The organism is Skermania piniformis (assembly GCF_019285775.1).
Classification (GTDB): domain Bacteria; phylum Actinomycetota; class Actinomycetes; order Mycobacteriales; family Mycobacteriaceae; genus Skermania; species Skermania pinensis.
This window is the reverse complement of sequence record NZ_CP079105.1, coordinates 2,777,209-2,795,707: the sequence shown is the minus strand read 5'-3', so window position 1 is coordinate 2,795,707 and position 18,499 is coordinate 2,777,209. Positions and strand designations below refer to the sequence as shown.

Annotated in this window: 21 protein-coding genes and 1 other RNA gene; 13 read left to right on the top strand and 9 right to left on the bottom strand. The window is 68.2% G+C overall.

Annotation, left to right across the window (positions count from 1 at the left end; translation table 11 throughout):
- Positions 1 to 10: 10 nt before the first annotated feature.
- The 3 genes from KV203_RS12995 to KV203_RS12985 form a co-directional block, all read right to left on the bottom strand.
- Entirely contained in the window at positions 11 to 1,399 is a 1,389-nt protein-coding gene (locus KV203_RS12995; RefSeq protein WP_066467583.1) for an acyl-CoA dehydrogenase family protein, read from the bottom strand.
- A gap of 227 nt (positions 1,400 to 1,626) precedes the next feature.
- The gene (locus KV203_RS12990; RefSeq protein ID WP_066467581.1) at positions 1,627 to 2,136 is read right to left on the bottom strand and encodes a GNAT family N-acetyltransferase; all 510 of its coding nucleotides are present in this window, start codon (positions 2,134 to 2,136) and stop codon (positions 1,627 to 1,629) included.
- A complete protein-coding gene (locus KV203_RS12985; protein ID WP_083529835.1) occupies positions 2,133 to 3,002 on the bottom strand; it encodes an inositol monophosphatase family protein in 870 nt (289 codons plus the stop codon). The genes KV203_RS12990 and KV203_RS12985 overlap by 4 nt, the downstream gene beginning before the upstream one ends.
- Between KV203_RS12985 and KV203_RS12980 the strand changes: the two genes are divergently transcribed.
- From KV203_RS12980 to ssrA, 9 genes are all read left to right on the top strand, one after another.
- Positions 2,977 to 3,795, top strand: a complete 819-nt coding sequence (locus tag KV203_RS12980; protein WP_066467577.1) for a metallophosphoesterase family protein — start codon at positions 2,977 to 2,979, stop codon at positions 3,793 to 3,795. The genes KV203_RS12985 and KV203_RS12980 overlap by 26 nt on opposite strands.
- A gap of 48 nt (positions 3,796 to 3,843) precedes the next feature.
- Positions 3,844 to 4,959, top strand: a complete 1,116-nt coding sequence (gene prfB, locus KV203_RS12975; RefSeq protein ID WP_066467781.1) for a peptide chain release factor 2 — start codon at positions 3,844 to 3,846, stop codon at positions 4,957 to 4,959.
- Positions 4,960 to 4,967: 8 nt separating this feature from the next.
- Complete coding sequence (locus KV203_RS12970; RefSeq protein ID WP_066467572.1) at positions 4,968 to 5,873, top strand: mechanosensitive ion channel family protein; 906 nt, start codon at positions 4,968 to 4,970, stop codon at positions 5,871 to 5,873.
- Positions 5,874 to 5,889: 16 nt separating this feature from the next.
- Positions 5,890 to 6,318 (top strand): Rv3103c transmembrane domain-containing protein, encoded by a 429-nt coding sequence (locus KV203_RS12965; protein ID WP_157079693.1) that lies wholly within the window; start codon positions 5,890 to 5,892, stop codon positions 6,316 to 6,318.
- 53 nt (positions 6,319 to 6,371) lie between these two features.
- A complete protein-coding gene (gene ftsE, locus KV203_RS12960; protein WP_066467566.1) occupies positions 6,372 to 7,061 on the top strand; it encodes a cell division ATP-binding protein FtsE in 690 nt (229 codons plus the stop codon).
- Entirely contained in the window at positions 7,061 to 7,966 is a 906-nt protein-coding gene (ftsX, locus tag KV203_RS12955; RefSeq protein WP_066467564.1) for a permease-like cell division protein FtsX, read from the top strand. Before ftsE ends, ftsX begins: the two co-directional genes overlap by 1 nt.
- Positions 7,967 to 8,025: 59 nt before the next feature.
- A complete protein-coding gene (smpB, locus tag KV203_RS12950; RefSeq protein WP_066467562.1) occupies positions 8,026 to 8,499 on the top strand; it encodes an SsrA-binding protein SmpB in 474 nt (157 codons plus the stop codon).
- Positions 8,500 to 9,342: a DMT family transporter gene (locus KV203_RS12945; RefSeq protein WP_066467560.1), complete on the top strand. Its 843-nt coding sequence runs from the start codon at positions 8,500 to 8,502 to the stop codon at positions 9,340 to 9,342.
- Positions 9,343 to 9,426: 84 nt separating this feature from the next.
- Positions 9,427 to 9,797, top strand: a transfer-messenger RNA (tmRNA) gene (gene ssrA, locus KV203_RS12940).
- A gap of 56 nt (positions 9,798 to 9,853) precedes the next feature.
- Here the strand turns inward: ssrA and KV203_RS12935 are convergent.
- Positions 9,854 to 11,185, bottom strand: coding sequence for a D-arabinono-1,4-lactone oxidase (locus KV203_RS12935; RefSeq protein ID WP_066467558.1), 1,332 nt, complete (start codon positions 11,183 to 11,185; stop codon positions 9,854 to 9,856).
- Between the two features lie 29 nt (positions 11,186 to 11,214).
- Positions 11,215 to 11,928: a TetR/AcrR family transcriptional regulator gene (locus KV203_RS12930; protein ID WP_083529834.1), complete on the bottom strand. Its 714-nt coding sequence runs from the start codon at positions 11,926 to 11,928 to the stop codon at positions 11,215 to 11,217.
- A 107-nt stretch (positions 11,929 to 12,035) separates the two neighbouring features.
- Here KV203_RS12930 and KV203_RS12925 point away from each other — a divergent pair, with 107 nt between their 5' ends.
- Both KV203_RS12925 and KV203_RS12920 read left to right on the top strand, forming a co-directional pair.
- Positions 12,036 to 12,677 (top strand): LON peptidase substrate-binding domain-containing protein, encoded by a 642-nt coding sequence (locus tag KV203_RS12925; RefSeq protein WP_157079692.1) that lies wholly within the window; start codon positions 12,036 to 12,038, stop codon positions 12,675 to 12,677.
- Positions 12,674 to 13,939 (top strand): MFS transporter, encoded by a 1,266-nt coding sequence (locus KV203_RS12920; RefSeq protein WP_066467554.1) that lies wholly within the window; start codon positions 12,674 to 12,676, stop codon positions 13,937 to 13,939. The genes KV203_RS12925 and KV203_RS12920 overlap by 4 nt, the downstream gene beginning before the upstream one ends.
- Here KV203_RS12920 and KV203_RS12915 read toward each other — a convergent pair.
- Positions 13,871 to 14,581: a VIT1/CCC1 transporter family protein gene (locus KV203_RS12915; protein ID WP_066467552.1), complete on the bottom strand. Its 711-nt coding sequence runs from the start codon at positions 14,579 to 14,581 to the stop codon at positions 13,871 to 13,873. The genes KV203_RS12920 and KV203_RS12915 overlap by 69 nt on opposite strands.
- 55 nt (positions 14,582 to 14,636) lie before the next feature.
- On the opposite strand from KV203_RS12915, the gene KV203_RS12910 reads away from it, so the two are divergent.
- Positions 14,637 to 15,134, top strand: coding sequence for a MauE/DoxX family redox-associated membrane protein (locus tag KV203_RS12910; RefSeq protein WP_066467550.1), 498 nt, complete (start codon positions 14,637 to 14,639; stop codon positions 15,132 to 15,134).
- The gene (locus KV203_RS12905) at positions 15,115 to 15,867 is read left to right on the top strand and encodes a DsbA family protein (RefSeq protein WP_066467548.1); all 753 of its coding nucleotides are present in this window, start codon (positions 15,115 to 15,117) and stop codon (positions 15,865 to 15,867) included. Before KV203_RS12910 ends, KV203_RS12905 begins: the two co-directional genes overlap by 20 nt.
- Here KV203_RS12905 and KV203_RS12900 read toward each other — a convergent pair.
- From KV203_RS12900 to KV203_RS19675, 3 genes are read right to left on the bottom strand one after another with little or no spacing between them, the layout of a single operon-like run.
- The gene (locus tag KV203_RS12900; RefSeq protein WP_066467546.1) at positions 15,830 to 16,216 is read right to left on the bottom strand and encodes a hypothetical protein; all 387 of its coding nucleotides are present in this window, start codon (positions 16,214 to 16,216) and stop codon (positions 15,830 to 15,832) included. The two genes, KV203_RS12905 and KV203_RS12900, sit on opposite strands and share 38 nt — an antisense overlap.
- A 6-nt stretch (positions 16,217 to 16,222) precedes the next feature.
- Complete coding sequence (gene helR, locus KV203_RS12895) at positions 16,223 to 18,355, bottom strand: RNA polymerase recycling motor ATPase HelR (protein WP_066467543.1); 2,133 nt, start codon at positions 18,353 to 18,355, stop codon at positions 16,223 to 16,225.
- On the bottom strand, positions 18,352 to 18,498 hold the full coding sequence (locus KV203_RS19675) for a hypothetical protein (RefSeq protein WP_246600141.1): 147 nt from the start codon (positions 18,496 to 18,498) through the stop codon (positions 18,352 to 18,354). Before KV203_RS19675 ends, helR begins: the two co-directional genes overlap by 4 nt.
- Position 18,499 lies beyond the last annotated feature (1 nt).

Sequence of the window (18,499 nt, the reverse complement as noted above, 5' to 3'; positions counted from 1 at the left end):
TAGACCGGCGTCAGATCAGGACGACGCCTTCGGCTACGCCGATCGCCCGCAGGTCGCGGTACCACCGCTCGACCGGGTGCTCCTTGGTGTAGCCGTGTCCGCCCAGCAGCTGCACCCCGTCCAGCCCGATACGCATGCCTTTGTCGGTGGCCAGCTTGCGGGCCAGCGCGGCCTCACGTGCGAAGGACAGCCCCTGTTCGGCGCGGGACGCGCCGCGCAGCATCACCAGACGCAGCCCGTCCAGCTCGATGGCGATGTCGGCCACCGCGAACGCGACCGCCTGCCGGTTGCTGATCGGCTCGCCGAACGCCTGGCGTTCCTTCACGTACGGGATCACGTAATCGAGCACTGCTCGACCGGTACCGGCAGCCATCGCCGCCCAGCCGAGCCGGGCCAGCCGCACCGCGTCGGCATAGTCGCCGGCCCGGCCGTCCGGGTCGGCGCCGTCGCCGAGCACGGCCGTCGCGGTGACCGCGACGTCGTCGAGGATCAGTCGGCCGAGTCCGGCCGCCCGTAGCCCCATGCTCGGGTCGGCTTCCACCGAGAGTCCGGGGCTGTCCGATTCGACCAGGAACAACGCCGGCCGGCCGTCCCGTTCGGCCGCCACGATGAACAACTCCGCCGCGCCGGCGGCGGGGACCATGCTCTTCACCCCGTTCAGCCGGTACCCACTGGGTGACCGGGTCGCCTTGGTGCGCAGCGCGAACGGGTCGAACAGCGGCTGCGGTTCACCGATCACCACCGACGCCTGCGGAACATGCTCGCCGGCGAAGGCGGGTAGATAGGTCTGCTGCTGCGCCGCGCTGCCCCATTGGGTCAGCGCCACGGCGACGCCGTTCGGTGCGAGGATCGGCAGCGCCAGGCCCATGTCACCGTGCGAGAGCGCTTCGGCCACCAGCGCGTTCGTCACGGCGCCGCGCTCGGTTGCGGCCCCGGCGAACTCCTCCGGAACGTTGATCAGGGTGATTCCCAGCTCGGCGGCGCGGCCGACCAGATCGGCCGGCGCGGCGGCCGCCCGGTCGGCATCGTGCGCGGCCGGGCGGAGGATCTCGGCGGCGAACTCGGTGACCGTATCCACGATCATCTGTTGCTCGGCGTCCGGAGTGAGGTCGAAGTAGTCCTTGCGGGCGGTCGAGCTGTCCGTCAGTCGCTTCGGCGTACCGCCGCCGGATACTTTCTCGAATGCGCGGGTTGCTGCTCCGAGGGTGCGGAAGCCGGATCGGGTGCCTTCGTAGGTCATCCGGGCCAATGGCTTGCGCAGCCGGTAGCGCTCGGCGAAATCCGAACCGCTGATGGTGGTCATCACCCGCATGGCCGTCCCCATCCAGTCCCGTTTGGGTTGGCTGAGGCCGACCGCGGATTCGTCCGCGGGGCGCTTCGTTGCGCTGTCCGTGCTCATGGTCACCGTCTTCTGGCTGTCGGCGGATGGTCGGGTTTTATCTTACTTGAGAGTAAGGTAGCTCGTCGAGCATCCGAATCGAACGACGTACCAGCGATGTCCGGCCGGGTGAAAACCCGACCGAACGCGGGTGCCGACACAGATCTGCACGGTGGTAGCCGCGGCGCTTGATGTCGGAATCTTCTTGATGGAGAGCGTGTTCCGGCGCGCTCAGATCCCGAACGCGCTCAGATCCCGAACGCGGTCGGATAGCGGACGCGGCCGGCCGGCGGGACATCCGCCGGGTCGAGGGACAGCACGCGCAGCGCTTCGGCCGGCGTCGGGATCGAGAGCTCGATGCCGAATCGATCGGCACGCTCGAACCCGAAGCGCGGGTAGTACTCCGGATGGCCGAGAACGACGACGAACCGTTCCTCGCGTGCGCCCGCGGCGGCCAGCGCAGCGCGGATCACGGTCGTGCCGACACCCCGGCGTTGGTAGCCGGGGGTCACCGCGCACGGAGCCAGGGCCAGCGCCGGAACGTCACCGATGTGACAGCGGGTCAGCAGCGCGTGACCGATCGGGGTCTCGTCCGGGGTCAGCGCCAGCATCGACAGTCCGTCGATCCAGCCCGCCGGGTCGGCCCGTAGTGCGGTTACCAGGTCGGCCTCGGCAGCGGTGGGAAATGCCGACAACTCGACGGCACGTACGGCCGCCACGTCGGCGGCGGTTTCGGGGCGTACCCGGATGTGGGTCATGACGTCGATTCGCGGTATCGGTCCGGTTCGTGTCGGTCCAGTTCGTGCAGGGCCGGTTCGTGCAGCAGCCCGTTGCTCGCGATCGCGCTGCCGCCGTGCGGGCCGGGTGAGCCGTCCAGCGCGCCGAATCGCCCGCCGGCCTCGCGGACCAGCACGTCGAGCGGCGCGAGGTCCCACACCGACACCTCGGGTTCGGCGACCAGATCTACCGCCCCCTCGGCCAGAAGACAGTAGGAATAGAAGTCCCCGTACGCACGGGTGCGCCACATTCGATCGCCGAGTGCGATCAGCGCGGTGCGCCGCGCACCCCAGCCGGACAGACTGGAGTAGGACAAGCTGGCTGCGCCGAGTTCGGCGACGGCGGAGACGGTGACCTGGCGGGGTGGTGTGCTGTCGCCGCCGGCCCAGGCGCCCGCACCAGCGGCGGCCCACCAGCGGCGATGGAGTGCAGGCGCACTGATCACCCCGACCGCCGGTATCCCGTCGCTCAGCAGGGCGATCAACGAGGCCCAGATCGGCACGCCGCGGACGAAGTTCTTCGTGCCGTCGATCGGATCGATCACCCATTCCCGCCCGGTCCGGGTGAGCTCGCCGCCGAACTCCTCGCCGAGCACCGCGTCGTCGGGTCGCTGTTCGGCGAGTTCCGCGCGCAGCGCGCGCTCCACCGCGAGGTCGGCATCGCTGACCGGGGTGAGATCGGGCTTGTCGTCCACCCGCAGATCGAGTGCGCCGAACCGGTCCCGAGAGATCACATCGGCCAGGTCGGCGAGCCGGAGCGCGAGCGCCAGATCGGCGGCGAAATCGGACACGGGGGCCAGATTACCGGGGAGAATCGGCGGGATGCGGTTCGACGTGATCTCCGACATCCAGGGCGACCTCACCGACCTCGATGCGGCGCTGCGCGCGCTCGCCGAACTCGGTCCGGCCGATGCGCTCCTGGTCGCCGGAGATCTCACCGAGCACGGGCGGGCAGACGAGTACGCGCAGCTCATGCCGCATCTGCACGCCGCGGCGCGACCGCAGCAGCTGTACTCGATCGGTAACCACGACTTCTACAACGGCGAGTCCAGCGCCGTGTCGATCGCCCGATTCGTCGAATTCACCGGGATGCCCGGGATCTACTCGGCACACCGGGTCGGTGAGGTGTCGGTGCTCCGGATCGGCAGTACGGACGGCAGCGAATCGAGTGGACATTGCGTCGTTCTCGGTGCGGCGCAGCTGGCCTGGCTGGCCGCCGAGCTCACCACGGAACCGACGATCGTGCTCACCCACCATGCAATACCGCACACGGTGTCGGGCACCTACGACGATCCGGCGGATCAGGCGCCGCGGCTCTACCAGGCCGACTATGCCGAAGGTGCTCGGTTGACGACGCTGCTGGCCGCCCACCCGAACGTGGTGGTGCTGTCCGGGCATACCCATTGGGATCTGCGTCGACCGGATTGGATCTACCGCGGCAGGTTCACCGCGATCAACACCGGCGCGATCCAGCGCGGCTTCGGTCCGGACGGGCACGGCGGCGAGGTGCCCTCCGACCGTCCGCATAATCAGGGGCTTCGGCTGGAGCTCGACGGTCGGCGAGTTCGCGTGCAGGCGTTCGATTTCCACGCCGGGGAGCAACTGCATGAGGTGGAATTCGAGCTCGGCCGGGCAACGTAGGCCGACGAGGTGGGTCTCGACGCCGCCGGCCGGGTACGCTCGGCCCTCGTGCATCCGGATGTCGCTGCCGACCTCGCTGAACTCGACACCACGCTGAAGACCGTCGAGTCGGTGCTGGACGTCGACGAGTTGCGCCGGCGGATCGACGAGTTGGAGCACCAGGCTGCCGACCCGGAGCTGTGGAACGACCAGGAGCATGCTCAGCAGGTCACCAGCGAGCTCTCGCATGCGCAGGGCGAGTTGCGCCGGGTCGAAGACCTGCGCCGCCGCCTCGACGACCTGCCGGTGCTCTATGAGCTGGCCGAGGAAGAAGAGGGCGAAGCTCGGACTGCGGCGTTGGCCGAGGCGGATGCGGATCGAGCCGCGCTGCACACCGACGTCGAGGCGATGGAGGTCCGCACGCTGCTCTCGGGCCGGTACGACCAGCGAGACGCACTGGTGAACATTCGCTCCGGCGCGGGTGGCGTCGACGCCGCGGACTGGGCCGAAATGCTGATGCGGATGTACGTCCGCTGGGCGGAGAAGCACGGTTACCGGGTGGAGGTCTACGACACCTCCTACGCGGAAGAGGCGGGGATCAAGAGCGCTACCTTCGCCGTGCAGACCCCCTACGCCTACGGCACCCTGTCGGTCGAGCAGGGCACCCATCGGCTGGTCCGGATCAGTCCGTTCGACAACCAGGGCCGACGCCAGACCTCGTTCGCGGAGGTCGAGGTGCTTCCGGTGGTCGAGACTACCGACCACATCGACGTGCCGGAGACCGATATCCGGGTGGATGTGTACCGCTCGTCCGGCCCGGGCGGGCAGAGTGTGAATACCACCGACTCTGCGGTCCGGATCACTCATCTGCCGACCGGCATCGTGGTGACCTGCCAAAATGAGAAATCGCAGCTGCAGAACAAAGTCGCCGCGATGAAGGTGCTCCAGGCGAAGCTGCTCGAGCGCAAGCGGCAGGAGGAGCGGGCCGCGATGGACGAACTGGGCGCCGGCGGAAATGCATCCTGGGGCAACCAGATGCGTTCCTACGTGTTGCATCCGTATCAGATGGTCAAGGACCTGCGCACCGAGTACGAGGTGAACAATCCGACCGCGGTGCTGGACGGTGAGATCGACGGCTTCATCGAATCCGGTATCCGCTGGCGGATGGCTGCGGACCCGAGCTGAGTACGGTGATGCCGGTGCCCGCCATCGATGTGGCCGCTATCGCACCGCTGACCGATGTCAGCGACTGGTTGCGGTCGAGCGGCCTGAAGATCGTCCTGCTGCTGCTCGGTGCGGTGCTGATCACCCGGTTCGCCGGGTGGTTGCGCGACCGCATCACCGATCGGATCGACAGCACGTTCCGGCACACCGATGCGCTGATCCGAACCGAAGATGCCAAGTATCGGCATGCATTGGCCCAGGTGCTCACCTGGGTGCTGCTCTCGGTGGTGTACATCGCGATCGGCGTCGAGGTCATCCGATGTCTGGGGTTCAACCTTGCCGGCTTGATCGCCCCGGCCGCGGTGTTCGGGGCGGCGCTCGGCTTCGGTGGTCAGCGGGTGGTGCAAGATCTGGTAGCCGGCTTCTTCCTGATCACCGAGCGGCAGTACGGCTTCGGTGACGTGGTTCGGATCGACGCCACCGGCGTGAGCGCCCCCGCGGACGGAATTGTCGAGGACCTCACATTGCGGATCACGAAGCTGCGCTCGTCCGACGGCGAGGTCATCTCGGTGCCGAACGGGCAGATCGCCATGGTGACCAACCTGTCCAAGGATTGGGCGCGTGCGGTCGTCGATGTTCCGGTGGCTGCCGCAGTCGACACCAATCGGGTGAACGAGGTGTTGCAGGAGGTGTGCGCGAAGGCGTATCAGGATCGGCGGATTCGCCCCTTGCTGCTGGACGAGCCGTCGGTGATGGGGGTGGAGAGCCTAGAGGTGGATCAGGTCAACATTCGGGTGGTGGCCCGGACGTTGCCCGGTAAGCAATTCGAGGTGCGGCGGGAACTGCGGGCTCGGATCGTCGCCGCGCTGCGCCGGGATGGACTGATCGCCGAGGCATCGAGTGCCGCAAGTTCACCGGCGGCGGACGAGCAGTGAAGCTGGTGGAGGCGCAATGAGGTTTTCGCTCGGACCGAAGGTCCGACCGCGACGGTCCACCGTGATTCTGCTGCTGCTGTGGATCCTCACGTTCGTGCTCTATCTGTTGGTGCGCCCGACCCCGCAGCCCGCAACCACCCAGCTGCCGGACGGTGCCGTGGTGATCCCGGGGTTGGTCGCACCGCAGGTGCCGGCATCGGAGACGTCGTCCGAGGAGACCGCGACGCCCCCGGAGTCGAGCTCGACCACGCCCGCATCGAGTTCGACGACGCCGGCGTCGGGAACCTCGACCCCGACAACCGCGACCCCGACAACCGCGACGAGTTCGGCCGCGACGCCGGCCACCACTGCGGAAGCGACAACCCCGGCCGAGGCGACGTCGGGCGCACCCCCGACCGAGTCGACCGTGGGCGAACAGGTGCCCGCCGGCCCAGGCGGTCGATGACGCGACGCTGTTACTTATGGGGCGGGTGGGGCGATGATGGCTAGACTGACGTCGTGATCAAGCTGCAGAACGTGACGAAGTCGTACAAGACATCTTCGCGTCCGGCGCTGGACAAGGTGAGCGTCGAGATCGAGAAGGGTGAGTTCGTCTTCATCATCGGACCGTCCGGATCGGGCAAGTCGACCTTCATGCGGTTGCTGCTCAAGGAGGAGACACCGACCTCGGGTGATGTGCATGTCGCCGACTTCCACGTGAACAAGCTGTCTGCACGCAAGGTGCCCAAGCTGCGCCAACGGATCGGCTGCGTATTCCAGGACTTCCGCCTGCTGCAGCAGAAGACGGTCGGCGAGAACGTGGCATTCGCCTTGGAGGTGATCGGCAAGCCGCCGACGATGATCACGCGCACCGTGCCCGAGGTGCTCGAACTCGTGGGATTGGCCGGCAAGCAGGACCGGCTGCCCAGCGAGTTGTCCGGCGGTGAGCAGCAACGGGTGGCGATGGCGCGGGCGTTCGCGAACCGGCCGCTGCTGTTGCTGGCCGACGAGCCCACCGGCAACCTCGACCCGGACACCAGCCAGGACATCATGCTGCTGCTGGAACGGATCAACCGCACCGGGACCACGGTGTTGATGGCCACGCACGACAATCACATCGTCGATGCGATGCGGCGGCGTGTGGTCGAGTTGGACCTCGGCAGACTGGTCCGGGACGAGGCACGGGGCGTGTACGGGGTGGGGCGCTGATGCGCGCCGGGTTTGTCGTCGGTGAAGTGCTCACCGGCCTGCGTCGCAACCTGACGATCACCATCGCGATGGTCCTCACGACGGGGATCTCGCTGGCGCTGCTCGGTGGCGGCTTGTTGGTGGTGCAGATGGCCGACCGTACCCAACAGATGTTCCTCGACCGGGTCGAAGTGCAGATCTACCTGACCAGCGACATCTCCGACGTCGACCCGAACTGTGCGCAGGACGTGTGCAAGGGCTTGCGGGCCGATCTCGAGCACACTCCCGGAGTGCAGACGGTGCAGTATCTGAGCCGGTCCGACGCGTTGCAGGACGCACGGGATCGGACCTTCAAGAACATGCCCGAGTACGCCGACCTGATCAGTGAGAATGCATTGCCGGCATCGTTCAAGGTGAAGATGAGCGACGCCGAGCAGTACAGCGCGATCTATGACGCGTTCGACAGCCGGCCCGGCGTTGCCGGCATCCTGAACCAGAAGGAACTGGTCGATCGATTGGTCAGCGTCTTCACCGGGCTACGCAATGCCGCGTTCGCGCTCGCCGTGGTGCAGGCGTTCGCCGCGCTGTTGCTGATCGCCAACATGGTCCAAATCGCTGCGTTCACCCGACGCACCGAGGTCGGAATCATGCGGCTGGTCGGGGCCACCCGGTGGTTCACCCAGCTGCCGTTCCTGTTGGAGGCCGTGGTCGCCGCGCTGGCCGGCTCGATCCTCGCCGTGATCGGGATGTTCGTCGCGAAGCCCCTGCTGATCGACGGGGTGCTGGGCGACCTCTACGACGTGAACGTGTTCGCCAAGATCACCACCGGCGACATCATGCTGATCTCACCGCTGCTGGTGCTGGTCGGGGTGGCGTTCGCGGCGGTCACGGCGTATCTGACGCTGCGGCTGTACGTGCGCGAATAATTCACTTGCCGCCGGGCCCTATTGTTGACGATCGGACGTGCGCAGAAAGGGGCCCGGACGTGAAGGAGAAGGGCCGCAAGGCCATCGCGACCAATCGCAAGGCGCGGCATGACTACACCATTCTCGATACCTACGAGGCGGGTATCGCGCTGGTCGGCACCGAGGTGAAGAGCCTGCGTGAAGGTAAGGCGTCGCTGGTCGACGCGTTCGCCACCGTCGACGACGGGGAAGTGTGGCTACGCGGATTGCACATCCCCGAGTACGGGAACGGCAGTTGGACCAACCATGCGCCCCGGCGCACTCGCAAGTTGCTGTTGCATCGCCGAGAGATCGACAGCTTGGTCGGCCGGACGCGCGAGGGTAATCAGACACTGGTTCCGCTGTCGATGTACTTCGCCGACGGCAAGGTCAAGGTCGAACTGGCATTGGCTCGCGGCAAGCAGGACTACGACAAGCGGCAGGATCTGGCCCGGCGGACGGTCGAGCGTGAGGTGACCCGGGAACTCGGCCGCCGGGTGAAAGGCATGCGCTGAATGCTCTCGGTGACCCTCGCCCTGGTGGCGGCGGTCGGTTACGGCGTAAGCGACTTCATGGGCGGTGTGCTGTCCCGACGGATCGATGCGCTGCGGGTCGTGATCGTGAGCTATCCGCTGTCGATCCCGTTGGTGGGCGCGCTCGTTCCGTTCGCCGGCGGAACGGTTACCCGTGGGTCGCTGATCTGGGCCGTCGTCGCCGGCGCGGCGAGCGCCCTGGCAATCTGGTGGTATTACCTGGCGTTGGTCGACGGTCCGATGTCGGTGGTGTCACCGGTCACTGCGGTGCTGGTGGCCGGGATACCGGCGATCGTCGGGTTCGCGGCGGGCGAGCGGCCGGGTGGCCTGGCGGTCGTCGGTATCGGGGTCGCGTTGATCGCGGTGTTGCTGGTCGGTCGCGAGCCGCCGCGGCCCGACGCGCAGACCCGATTCAGCCCGCCGGTGATGCTGCTCACCGTCGGTGCCGGGACCGCGTTCGCCGTCTACTTCGTCGGGCTGCACCAGATCGACGCGGGCGGCGGACTGGTGCCGCTACTGGTGTCGCGGGTGGCCGCCACCGTCGTGATCTGGACGATCGCCGCCACCCGCCGGACGTTCGACCCGCCGCGCGGGCCGGCGCTGTGGGCGACGATCGTCATCGCCGTCCTCGACGTGATCGCCAATCTGGCGATGTATTACGCGTATCAGGGCGGCATGCTCGCTCTGGTCAGCGTGCTCGGGGCGTTGTATCCGGCGGCGACGGTGTTGCTGGCCACCGTCGTCCTGCGGGAGCGAGTCAGTCGACTACAGCAGACCGGCATGGTGCTCGCGCTCGGCTCGGTGGCGTTGATCGTCGCCGGTTGAGTGGCAGCGGGCTGCTGCACGGGCTGTTGGCCGGACCCGCGGATGCGCGGTATGATGACGAGCCGGCAAGGTGCCGGAGCGTGCGGGGCTGAACGGTTTCGACTGCGTACGTCGATTCGAGGGAAGCGTGCCGGTGCAGGCAAGAGACCACCGTTAAGCGTCGTTGCAACCAATTAAGCGCCGATTCTCATCAGCGCGACTTCGCTCTCGCTGCCTGAGCAGTAGAGTGAGTCTGTCAGCCCGGGAGTGCTCCCGGTCCGGTGTCTGGCATCAGCTAGGGAGCTCACCGTCCGGCTCGGTCGCGGAGTTGGACGGGACAATCAGCAGCGACTGGGATCGTCATCCGGGCTAGTCCGTAGGACCCGGAGATCCGAGTAGAGGCAAGTCGGACTGCGCACGGAGAAGCCTCGGAAAAGCGGCGAAGGACCCGGGTTCGATTCCCGGCAGCTCCACCCTGGCCCCTGACCTGTTATCGCAGGTCAGGGGCTTTTTCAGGCTCCGACCCGCCCCGTCAGGTCACGATTCGGTGTCGCTCGGTGAGCCGATTTTCGGCTACCGGTCCCAGCACCCGTTCGATGTAGTCGTTGGTGAATACCCCGGACGGGTCCAGCCGGGCGCGGACCGACTGGAACTGATCCCACCGCGGATAGCGGTCCGCCAGGGTTTCGGCGGTTTGAAAGTGCCGCTTTCCCCAGTGTGGGCGACCGTCGAACTCGTCGAACAGCCGTTCGGCGGCCCGAAAGAACGGTTCCCACGGCATGCCCCGATAGGTATGGATAGCGACATAACAGGTCTGTCGACTGTAGGCCGGGGACAGCAGGGCATCATCGGGCGCGGCCCAACGCATCTCGATCGGGAGCTGCACGTCGAACTCGGGCCGTTCCGCCAACGCCTTGATCGCCCGAATCGCCGCGACCGCGTGCTCTCGGGGCAGGGCGTACTCCATCTCGGCGAACCGAACTTCGCGCCGCGTCGTGAACGCCCGGTAGGACCGATCGACAGCGTGCTCGGTGCCGGCTCGTGAGATCAGCCGATTGATCGGGGGAATCAGCGCCGGTCGCGCTCGCCCGATCCGGCAGGCCAGCTCCAAAGTGTGATTCTGCAAGAGCATCTCGTTGAACCAGCGCGCCGCCGCCGCCGGAGGTCGGGCGGGCCGATCGATCCGGTTGTTACGTTTGGTCCGAGCCAACGGGCTGTGCGGAAAAGTGAAGAACTCGAAGTGGTCGTTGCCTGCGGCTCGGTCGTCCAGCTCGTCCAGAACCGCGTCGAGTGGTTCGCGTAGTTCGATCGTCTGCAGAACGAATGCGGGAACCGCTTGCACCGTGGCGGCGGTCACGACGCCGAGCGCGCCGAGGCCGACTCGGGCGGCTCGCCAGGCCGTCGGATCGGTCGCGGCGTCGACTTCGATCACCTCGCCGTCGGCGCGCACCAGCTCGATCGACACCAATGCCGCGGAGATGTTGGGCAGACGGGCACCGGTGCCATGGGTAGCTGTTGCGGCTGCGCCGGCCAGGGTCTGTGCGTCGATGTCGCCCAGGCTCGGCAAGGCAAGTCCGTAGTGGTGCAGGGCCTCGCTGAGCGCACGCAAGGTGATGCCGGCTTCGACCCGAACCGTGCCGTCGGGGGCGATATCGACGACGCGGTTCAGTCGGTCGAGAGCCAGCAGGGTGCCGTCGGTGAGTACGGCGTCGGTGAACGAGTGCCCACTGCCGACCACCCGAACTCGCCGACCGGCCGCCACTGCCGCCGACACCGCCTCGGCCACCTCGTCCCGACCGGCCGGATGACGGATCTCGGCCGGAGTGCACACCTGGTCGCCGACCCAGTTCGCCCAGCTGGTCATGCGAGTCAGGCTATGCCACGGGTTACGGCTCAGCGGCGCCGTTTGTGGTAGTGGGACTTCGCGTGTTCGATCTCCCCGTCGGTGAGACCGCGAATCGGCAGCGGATCTCGCGGAGCACCGTCGGCCCGTAACCCGTCCAGGACCAGCGTCAGGTACCGTCGCCAGACTTCGGGATTCACCGGGCGGGCGAACTCCGCGAGACCGGAGATCATGTGCAGCAGGGCGAAGAAGTCGCCGACCTCGGCGTCGGGCCGTAGCTCGCCGGCCGCTTTGGCCCGCTCGACCGCGCGGTTGACCGCCGGCTGCACCCGCTCGCGCACTGCACCGAAGCGGTCACCGGAGTCGGCGTCGAGGCTGAGCAGGACGTGTCCGAGTGCGCGATTCTCGGCCAGGTTCGCGCAGGCGTATTCGCAGAACTCGACCAGGCCTTGCCACGGATCGGGATGCTCGGCGGCCGCTTCGGCCTGCTCGGAGAGCAGGTCCAGGTTCTGGTACAGCACGCCCTGCAGCAGGGTCAGTTTGTCGCCGAACCGGCGGTAGACCGTGCCGACACCGACCCCGGCCTGTTCGGCGACCTGATCGAGGGTGATGTCCATGCCGCGCCGGGCGAACAGTTCGCGGGCCGCGTCGAGCACCCGTTGCTGGTTGCGTGCCGCATCGGCGCGGAGCGGCCGGGTGGCGGTCGGGTTGTCCTGATCGGTCTGGTGGGCGGTGTCGCTCTGCTGGGACGAGGCCGGACTCACCGGGCCGAGTCTACAAAGCGATCAAGCGGTGCGGTGATCAAGCGGAGGCGCGTCCTCCACGGATGCCCGGATGTGGGTAGCGCGGCGGCGCGCGGCATGCTGAACGGGTGAATTCGCGTCCGATGTTCCCGCTCGGAGCCGTGTTGTTGCCCGGCGAGCCGTTGGACCTGCGAGTTTTCGAGCCGCGCTACGTCCAGCTGCTGCGTGATGTCCGGGCCGGCGTGGTGCCACCCGAGTTCGGTGTCGTGCTGATCGAGCGCGGGCACGAGGTAGGTGGGGGTGATCAGCGTGCCGCGGTCGGCGTGCTCGCCGAGATCGAACGGATGAGCGAGCTGTCGCCGGACCGGTTTGCGCTCACCTGCCGCGGCACCGACCGGTTCCGGGTGCGCCGGTGGTTGCCCGACGACCCCTACCCCCGCGCCGAGCTGGAGTTCTGGCCCGATTCGACCGACATCGCCGAGCAGGACGACGCACAGGCACTCGCGCACGTGCACGCGAACCTTGCGGTCGTGGCCGAGTTGGCCGGTCGGCTCGCCGAGCGACAGGGGGCGCCGGCGCCGTCGGTCGGCTTGCTGGACCTGCTGCCGGCGGACCCGGTGGCCCGGTCGTATCTGGTCACCGCCCGGGTACCGCTGGCCACCGCCGACCGGTACGCCGCGTTGTCGGCGATCGGTCCGGTGGATCGGCTGAGCCGGGTCGCGTCGGCGTTGGACGATGTCGCGGCCGCGCTCCGGTTCCAACTGCAGTGACCGACGTCGGCAGCACTGCCCGACCGGCTCTGCCCACCGAGATCTGGGTCCTGGTGGTGGCGAGCTTCGTGATCGCGCTCGGTTTCGGTATCGTCGCGCCGGCGTTACCGCTGTTTGCGCAGAGCTTCGGCGTGACGGCAGCCGCCGCATCGGCCATCGTCAGTGTCTTCGCCGGTATGCGGCTGGTGTTCGCGCCGCTCAGTGGCCGACTGGTGCAGCGTCGTGGCGAACGTCCGGTATACCTGCTCGGTCTGCTGATCGTGGCTCTGTCCACCGGCGCGTGCGCGTTCGCCCAAGGCTATTGGCAATTGCTGGTCCTGCGTGGGCTCGGTGGGATCGGGTCGACGATGTTCACCGTGTCCGCGTTCGGTCTGGTGATCCGGATGTCGCCGGAGCACAGCCGGGGTCGGGTCGCCGGCCTGTACGCCGCCAGCTTCCTGTTCGGGTCGGTGAGCGGCCCGCTGGTCGGTGCTGCGTTGGTCGGGCTGGGTCTGCGGGCGCCGTTCGCGATCTACGCCGTGACGTTGGTCATCGCAGCGGCGGTGGTCTACGTCGCGTTGCGCGATTCCCACCTGGCCCGACCGCAGCCGCACCTCGTGCCGGCCGCCACATTGCGCGCGAGCCTGGCCCGGCCGGCGTTTCGGGCGGTGCTCTGGTCGAACTTTGCCAACGGTTGGGCGGTGTTCGGCGTCCGCATGGCCCTGGTACCGCTGTTCGTGGTAAATGCATTGGGCCAGGAAGCCGCGGTCGCCGGGATCGTGCTCACCGTGTTCGCGGTCGGCAACGCCGTCGTGCTCACCGCCGCCGGGCGGCTGTCCGACCGATACGGGCGCAAACCGTTCCTGTTGTTCGGTTCGGCGATCTGTGGGGTCGGCACCATCGCGATGGGCTTCAGCGACTCGTTGAGTTGGCTGGTGGTCAGCTCGCTGGTTGCCGGCTTCGGATCGGGCCTGATGACCCCGGTGCAGCAGGCCGCCGTTGCCGATCTCCTCGGCCCGGCGGGTCGCAGCGGCGGCGCGCTGGCGGCGTTCCAGATGGCCAGCGATATCGGGGCGGTGGTCGGCCCGGTGGTCGCCGGCGCGCTGGCGCAACGCTGGTCCTATACGGCGGCGTTCGCGGTGACCGGTGTCGTCCTGCTGCTGGCGACGCTGTACTGGTCGGTCGTGCCGGAGACCGCGCCTGCGCGGGCCGGATCAGGCGATGCCGACCCCGATCAGCGACCCGACCCCGTAGGTCGCCGCGACCGCGACCCCGCCCAATAGGAGCTGACGCACGGCGCCGATCAGCATCGGTCGACCGGTGTAGCGGGCGGTGACCGCGCCCACGACGAGCAGGCCGAGGCCGCCCAGCGTGAGTCCGGCCGCCAGCGCGGTGAACCCGAACAGGAACGGCAGGATCGGAATCAACGCGCCCGCGGAGAACGTGACGAACGAGGAACCCGCAGCGACCCACGGCGACGGCTGCTCGTCCGGATTCAGGCCGAGTTCTTGGGTGAGGTGCACCGCCAACGCCCGGGCGTTGTCTCGATGTACTTCGCTCGCAGCGATCTCGGCGGTCTGCGTCGACATTCCCATATCGGTGAACGCGTCCACCAGTTCGGCGAGCTCGGCGTCGGGATGGCGATCCAACGCCCGACGTTCGACGTCCACCTGGGTGTCGACCTGCTCGTTCTGCGTGGTGACCGAGGTGAACTCGCCGAGCGCCATCGAGAAGGCACCGGCAACCAGGCCCGCGACACCGCTGAGCACGATCATGTGGGTGTCGCTGCCGCCGCCGCCCACCCCGGCGATCAACGAGGTGTTGGTGACCAGACCGTCCATCGCGCCGAAGGTTGCGGCGCGCAGCCAGCCCCCGGTGACGTCCGGATGGCGGTGGTCGAATTCGTGCGGGCGAGGCTGATCCACAGCGCGACGTTACGCGGGCTTTCGGCCCGCACCGCAGCGGGTAGCGTGGGCGGGCGTGGTGGTCGGCCTGCTCAGTCTCGTGGCCCGGCTCGGCCTCGCTGCGGTGTGGTTGGTCTCGGGCGTGGTGAAGGCCGTCGACCCGGCGCAGACCATGGTCGCCGTGCGCGCCTACCAGCTGCTGCCCGAAGGCTTGGTGCGTCCGGTGGCGTCGGTGTTGCCGTTCGCCGAGATCGGGCTCGGCCTGTTGCTGCTCGTCGGGTTGGGTGTTCGGGCGGCCGCGATCGCTTCGTGGGGACTGCTCGCGGTGCTGATCGCCGCCATCGCCTCGGCCTGGGCGCGGGGGTTGTCCATCGATTGCGGTTGTTTCGGTGGCGGGGGTCCGGCGGCCGGCGTCGGAGCCTGGGACTATCTGGGCGAGATCCTGCGCGATCTGGGCTTTGCCCTGCTTGCGCTCTACCTCACCGGGTATCCGCGCAGCCCGGGTGCACTCGGTCCGCGGTCGCGCCGCCCGTGGCGCAGAGAAAGGAAGGTCGATGAACGCGAAGTCGAGTAGATCCGGTGATCGGGAGTACGTCCCGCAGCCGTCGTCCAGTCGCAGCACCTATCTGCTCGGCGGGCTGGCTTTGCTGCTCATCGCAGGGGTGGTGATCGGCGGTGTGCTGTGGACCAACCACCGCAACGAAACGCGGAACGACGGTTACGGCAGCGTGCGTGATGCGGCGGTGACGGCGCAGGCGGCCGGCAGCGGGGTGGTCACCCTCGGCCGACCCCGCGCCGCCCGCACGATCGACGTGTTCGAAGAACCGATGTGTCCGCATTGCGCCCAGCTCGAACAGACGCACGGGCAGGAGATCGCGCAGGCGGTAGACGACGGCAAGCTGGCCGTCCGCTATCACATGCTGGACTTCCTCGACGGCAGCTCGGCCAGCGGCGACTATTCCACCCGGGTGGTCGCGGCGTCCGCCTGTATCGCCGAGACCGGAGCCGGGCCCGCTTATGCAGCATTCCATTCGGCGATCTTCGCGCCGGAAACTCAGCCACGGGAGGGGAGCGGCAGCGATCACAGCAACGCCGAGCTTGCCGACATCGCTCGGGCCGGGGGAGCGAACGACGCCGCGGTGCAATGTATCTCGTCCGGCACCAAGGTCTCCGATGCGGGCCCCGCAGCGCAGGCGAGCGCGCAGGCGCTGGCCGAGCTGGGTGGTAAGGGCACGCCGGCGGTGTTTTCGGGAACCACCGCGGTCGACGTCAGCGACCCGAGCTGGGTCGCGAAGCTGATCGGCTGAGCGGCGCCGGCCGGGCTGGGCCGAGCAGGTCGATATTGCGGCGGACCGCGGTGAGTTCGTCGCGGAGCAGGTCGGTCAGGCGCCGCAGCTCACGGGCCCGTTGTCGGGTACTTCGCTCGCTACTGAGCCGGTCTTCCGCGAGCTGTACAGCGGCGGTGAGGGTATCCGACCGGGAGACCAGCTGGTCGAGCAGCAGCCGGGTGCGGGCGTCCGGATCGGTGGTGTCGGCGGCCATCGCAGCTATACCTACCACCGGATCCGGCTTCCCGCAGCGCGACACGGTACCGGTCCCGCGGGCGACACCGATTCGTACCCGCATCGGGTTCGGCTCGGCACGAAACCGACTCATCGACTCCTATCGGTCGCTGAGTACCACCAGTTGTCCGGTGGCGCGGGTCATCGCGACGTAGCGGTCGACCGCGCCTGCGATGCCGGCACCGAATCGCTCCGGCGCGACCAACACGACCAGGTCGAACTCCAGTCCCTTCACCGATTGCGGGTCCAGCGAGCGCACTCGCTGCCCGTCGGCAAAGCCGGGATCGCCGATGATGCAAGCGATCCCGTCGGCGTGTTCGGCAAGCCAATGCTCGATCACCGAAACCAATTCGGTGGTCGGACCGTGCCGGACCGGAATACCGGTGCGCCGGATCGAGGTCGGTACGTTGGCGTCCGGCAACGCTGCCCGGATCACCGGCTCGGCTTCGGCCATCACCTCTTCCGGGGTTCGGTAGTTGACGGTGAGCGCGGCCTCGGTGATCCGGTCCAACCCGATCCGGCCGAGCCGCTCGGGCCAGGACTCGGTGAATCCGCGGCGCGCCTGCGCTCGGTCGCCGACCACGGTGAGGCTGCCCGATGGGCAGCGCTGCCGCAGCATCTGCCACTCGGCGTCGGTCAGTTCTTGCGCCTCGTCGACCACGATGTGGGCGAACGGCCCGGCGAGCCGGTCGGATTCGGTACGCGGTAGCCCGGATTCGTCGTCCAGCGCGGCGCGTAGGTCGTCGCCGCGCAGCATCGACATCACCAGCAGCTCGGAGTCGTCGGCCGCGATCAGGTCGCCCACGACGCGGTTCATCTCCTGCCGTTCGGCGGCGAGCATCGCGGTTCGGCGCTGCGCCCGCCGCGCCGCCCCGGGATCGCCGAGTCGTCGCCGTGCGGCATCCAGTAGCGGCAGATCGGCGATCGTCCATCGCTGCGGTTCGGCGCGCTGCAACAGCTGCACCTCGGTGGGCGTCAGCCACGGTGCTGCCAGGCGCAGGTAGGCCGGGACCGACCACAGGTCGCCGACCAGGTCGGCAGCCTCGATCAGAGTCCAGCTTCCGTCCAGCACATCGCGCAGTTCGTCGTTGCGCTGCAACTCGTTTCGCAACTGTTCGGCCGGCACGTCGGCGTCGCATCGGTCGATCAGGATGGTGTACAACAGCGCCCGGATCTGTTCGCGGGCCTCGTTGTGTGGCGTGCCGGGTTCCGGTGCGCGGAAAGCCTCGGCCCAATCCGCTCCGGTCAACGGGATGTCGGCGTACTCGGTGACCACCGTCATCGGCGCGGTCGGTGGCTGTTCGTAGAACCCGACTGCCGCCTCGATCGCCTGCACCAGCTCGGCAGTTGCCTTCAGTCGGGCCACCGCCGGGTCCGGCTCCGGTTCCGCGGCGGCGCCTTCGGCGACCAGATCGCGCAGGGTGGCCAATTGCACACTGTCCTCGCCGAGGCTGGGGAGCACGTCGGCGACGTAGGCCAGATACGGCTCGTGTGGGCCGACGAACAGCACGGCGTGGCGCAGCCGGGGGTCGGAGTATCGCAGGTAGGCGGTGCGGTGCAACGCGACGACCGTCTTGCCGGTGCCGGGGCCGCCGTCCACCACGAGGGCGCCGCGCGATCCGGCTCGAATGATCGCGTCCTGGTCGGCGGCGATGGTGCCCAGCACGTCGCGCATTCGGGGGGAGCGGCCGGCGCCCAGTTCGGCGAGAAACGCCGATTGGTCGTCCAGCGCCGGATCGGTGGCCAGGGCATCGGCGGTGAACGCCTCGTCCCAATAGTCGACCACTCGTCCGCCGCGCCAGCGGTAGCGCCGGCGGCGGATCAGGTTCATCGGATTCGCATGGGTCGCAGCGAAGAACGACTCGGCGTCGGGCGAGCGCCAATCGATCAGCAAGGGGTTTCCGGCCTCGTCGAGCAGGCCTTGGCGGCCGATGTAGACCGGTTCGCCGGTGTCCGCCGGGACGACATGGCCCAGGCACAGGTCCAACCGGTAGCGGCGCAGTGCCCGCAGTCGAGCCGTGATCCGATGCACCTCGAGATCGCGTTCCAGCGCTTCCTGCCCAGCGCGCACCGGTGCGGAGCGGATCTCGTCGAGCCGTCGGCGCAGGGTAGTCACGGCATGGTCGAGGCTGCGTGCGATCACCCCGAAGTGCCGCTCATCCGGCTCGATCAGGGTCGGATCGGCCTTGCGTGCCAGGCGATCCGGCAAGTCGAACGCGCTGTTCCGGTTCACCGAGACCCGGTGTGTTCTCGTTCGTCGACCGCCACCGTCGCACCGGCCTGACTCAGCCGGGCCACCAGATGTTCGGCGCGGGTGGTCGTTCCCGATCCCCGGCTGACCAGCACATCGAGGGAGCGCGGTGCAGCAGGCGGCATG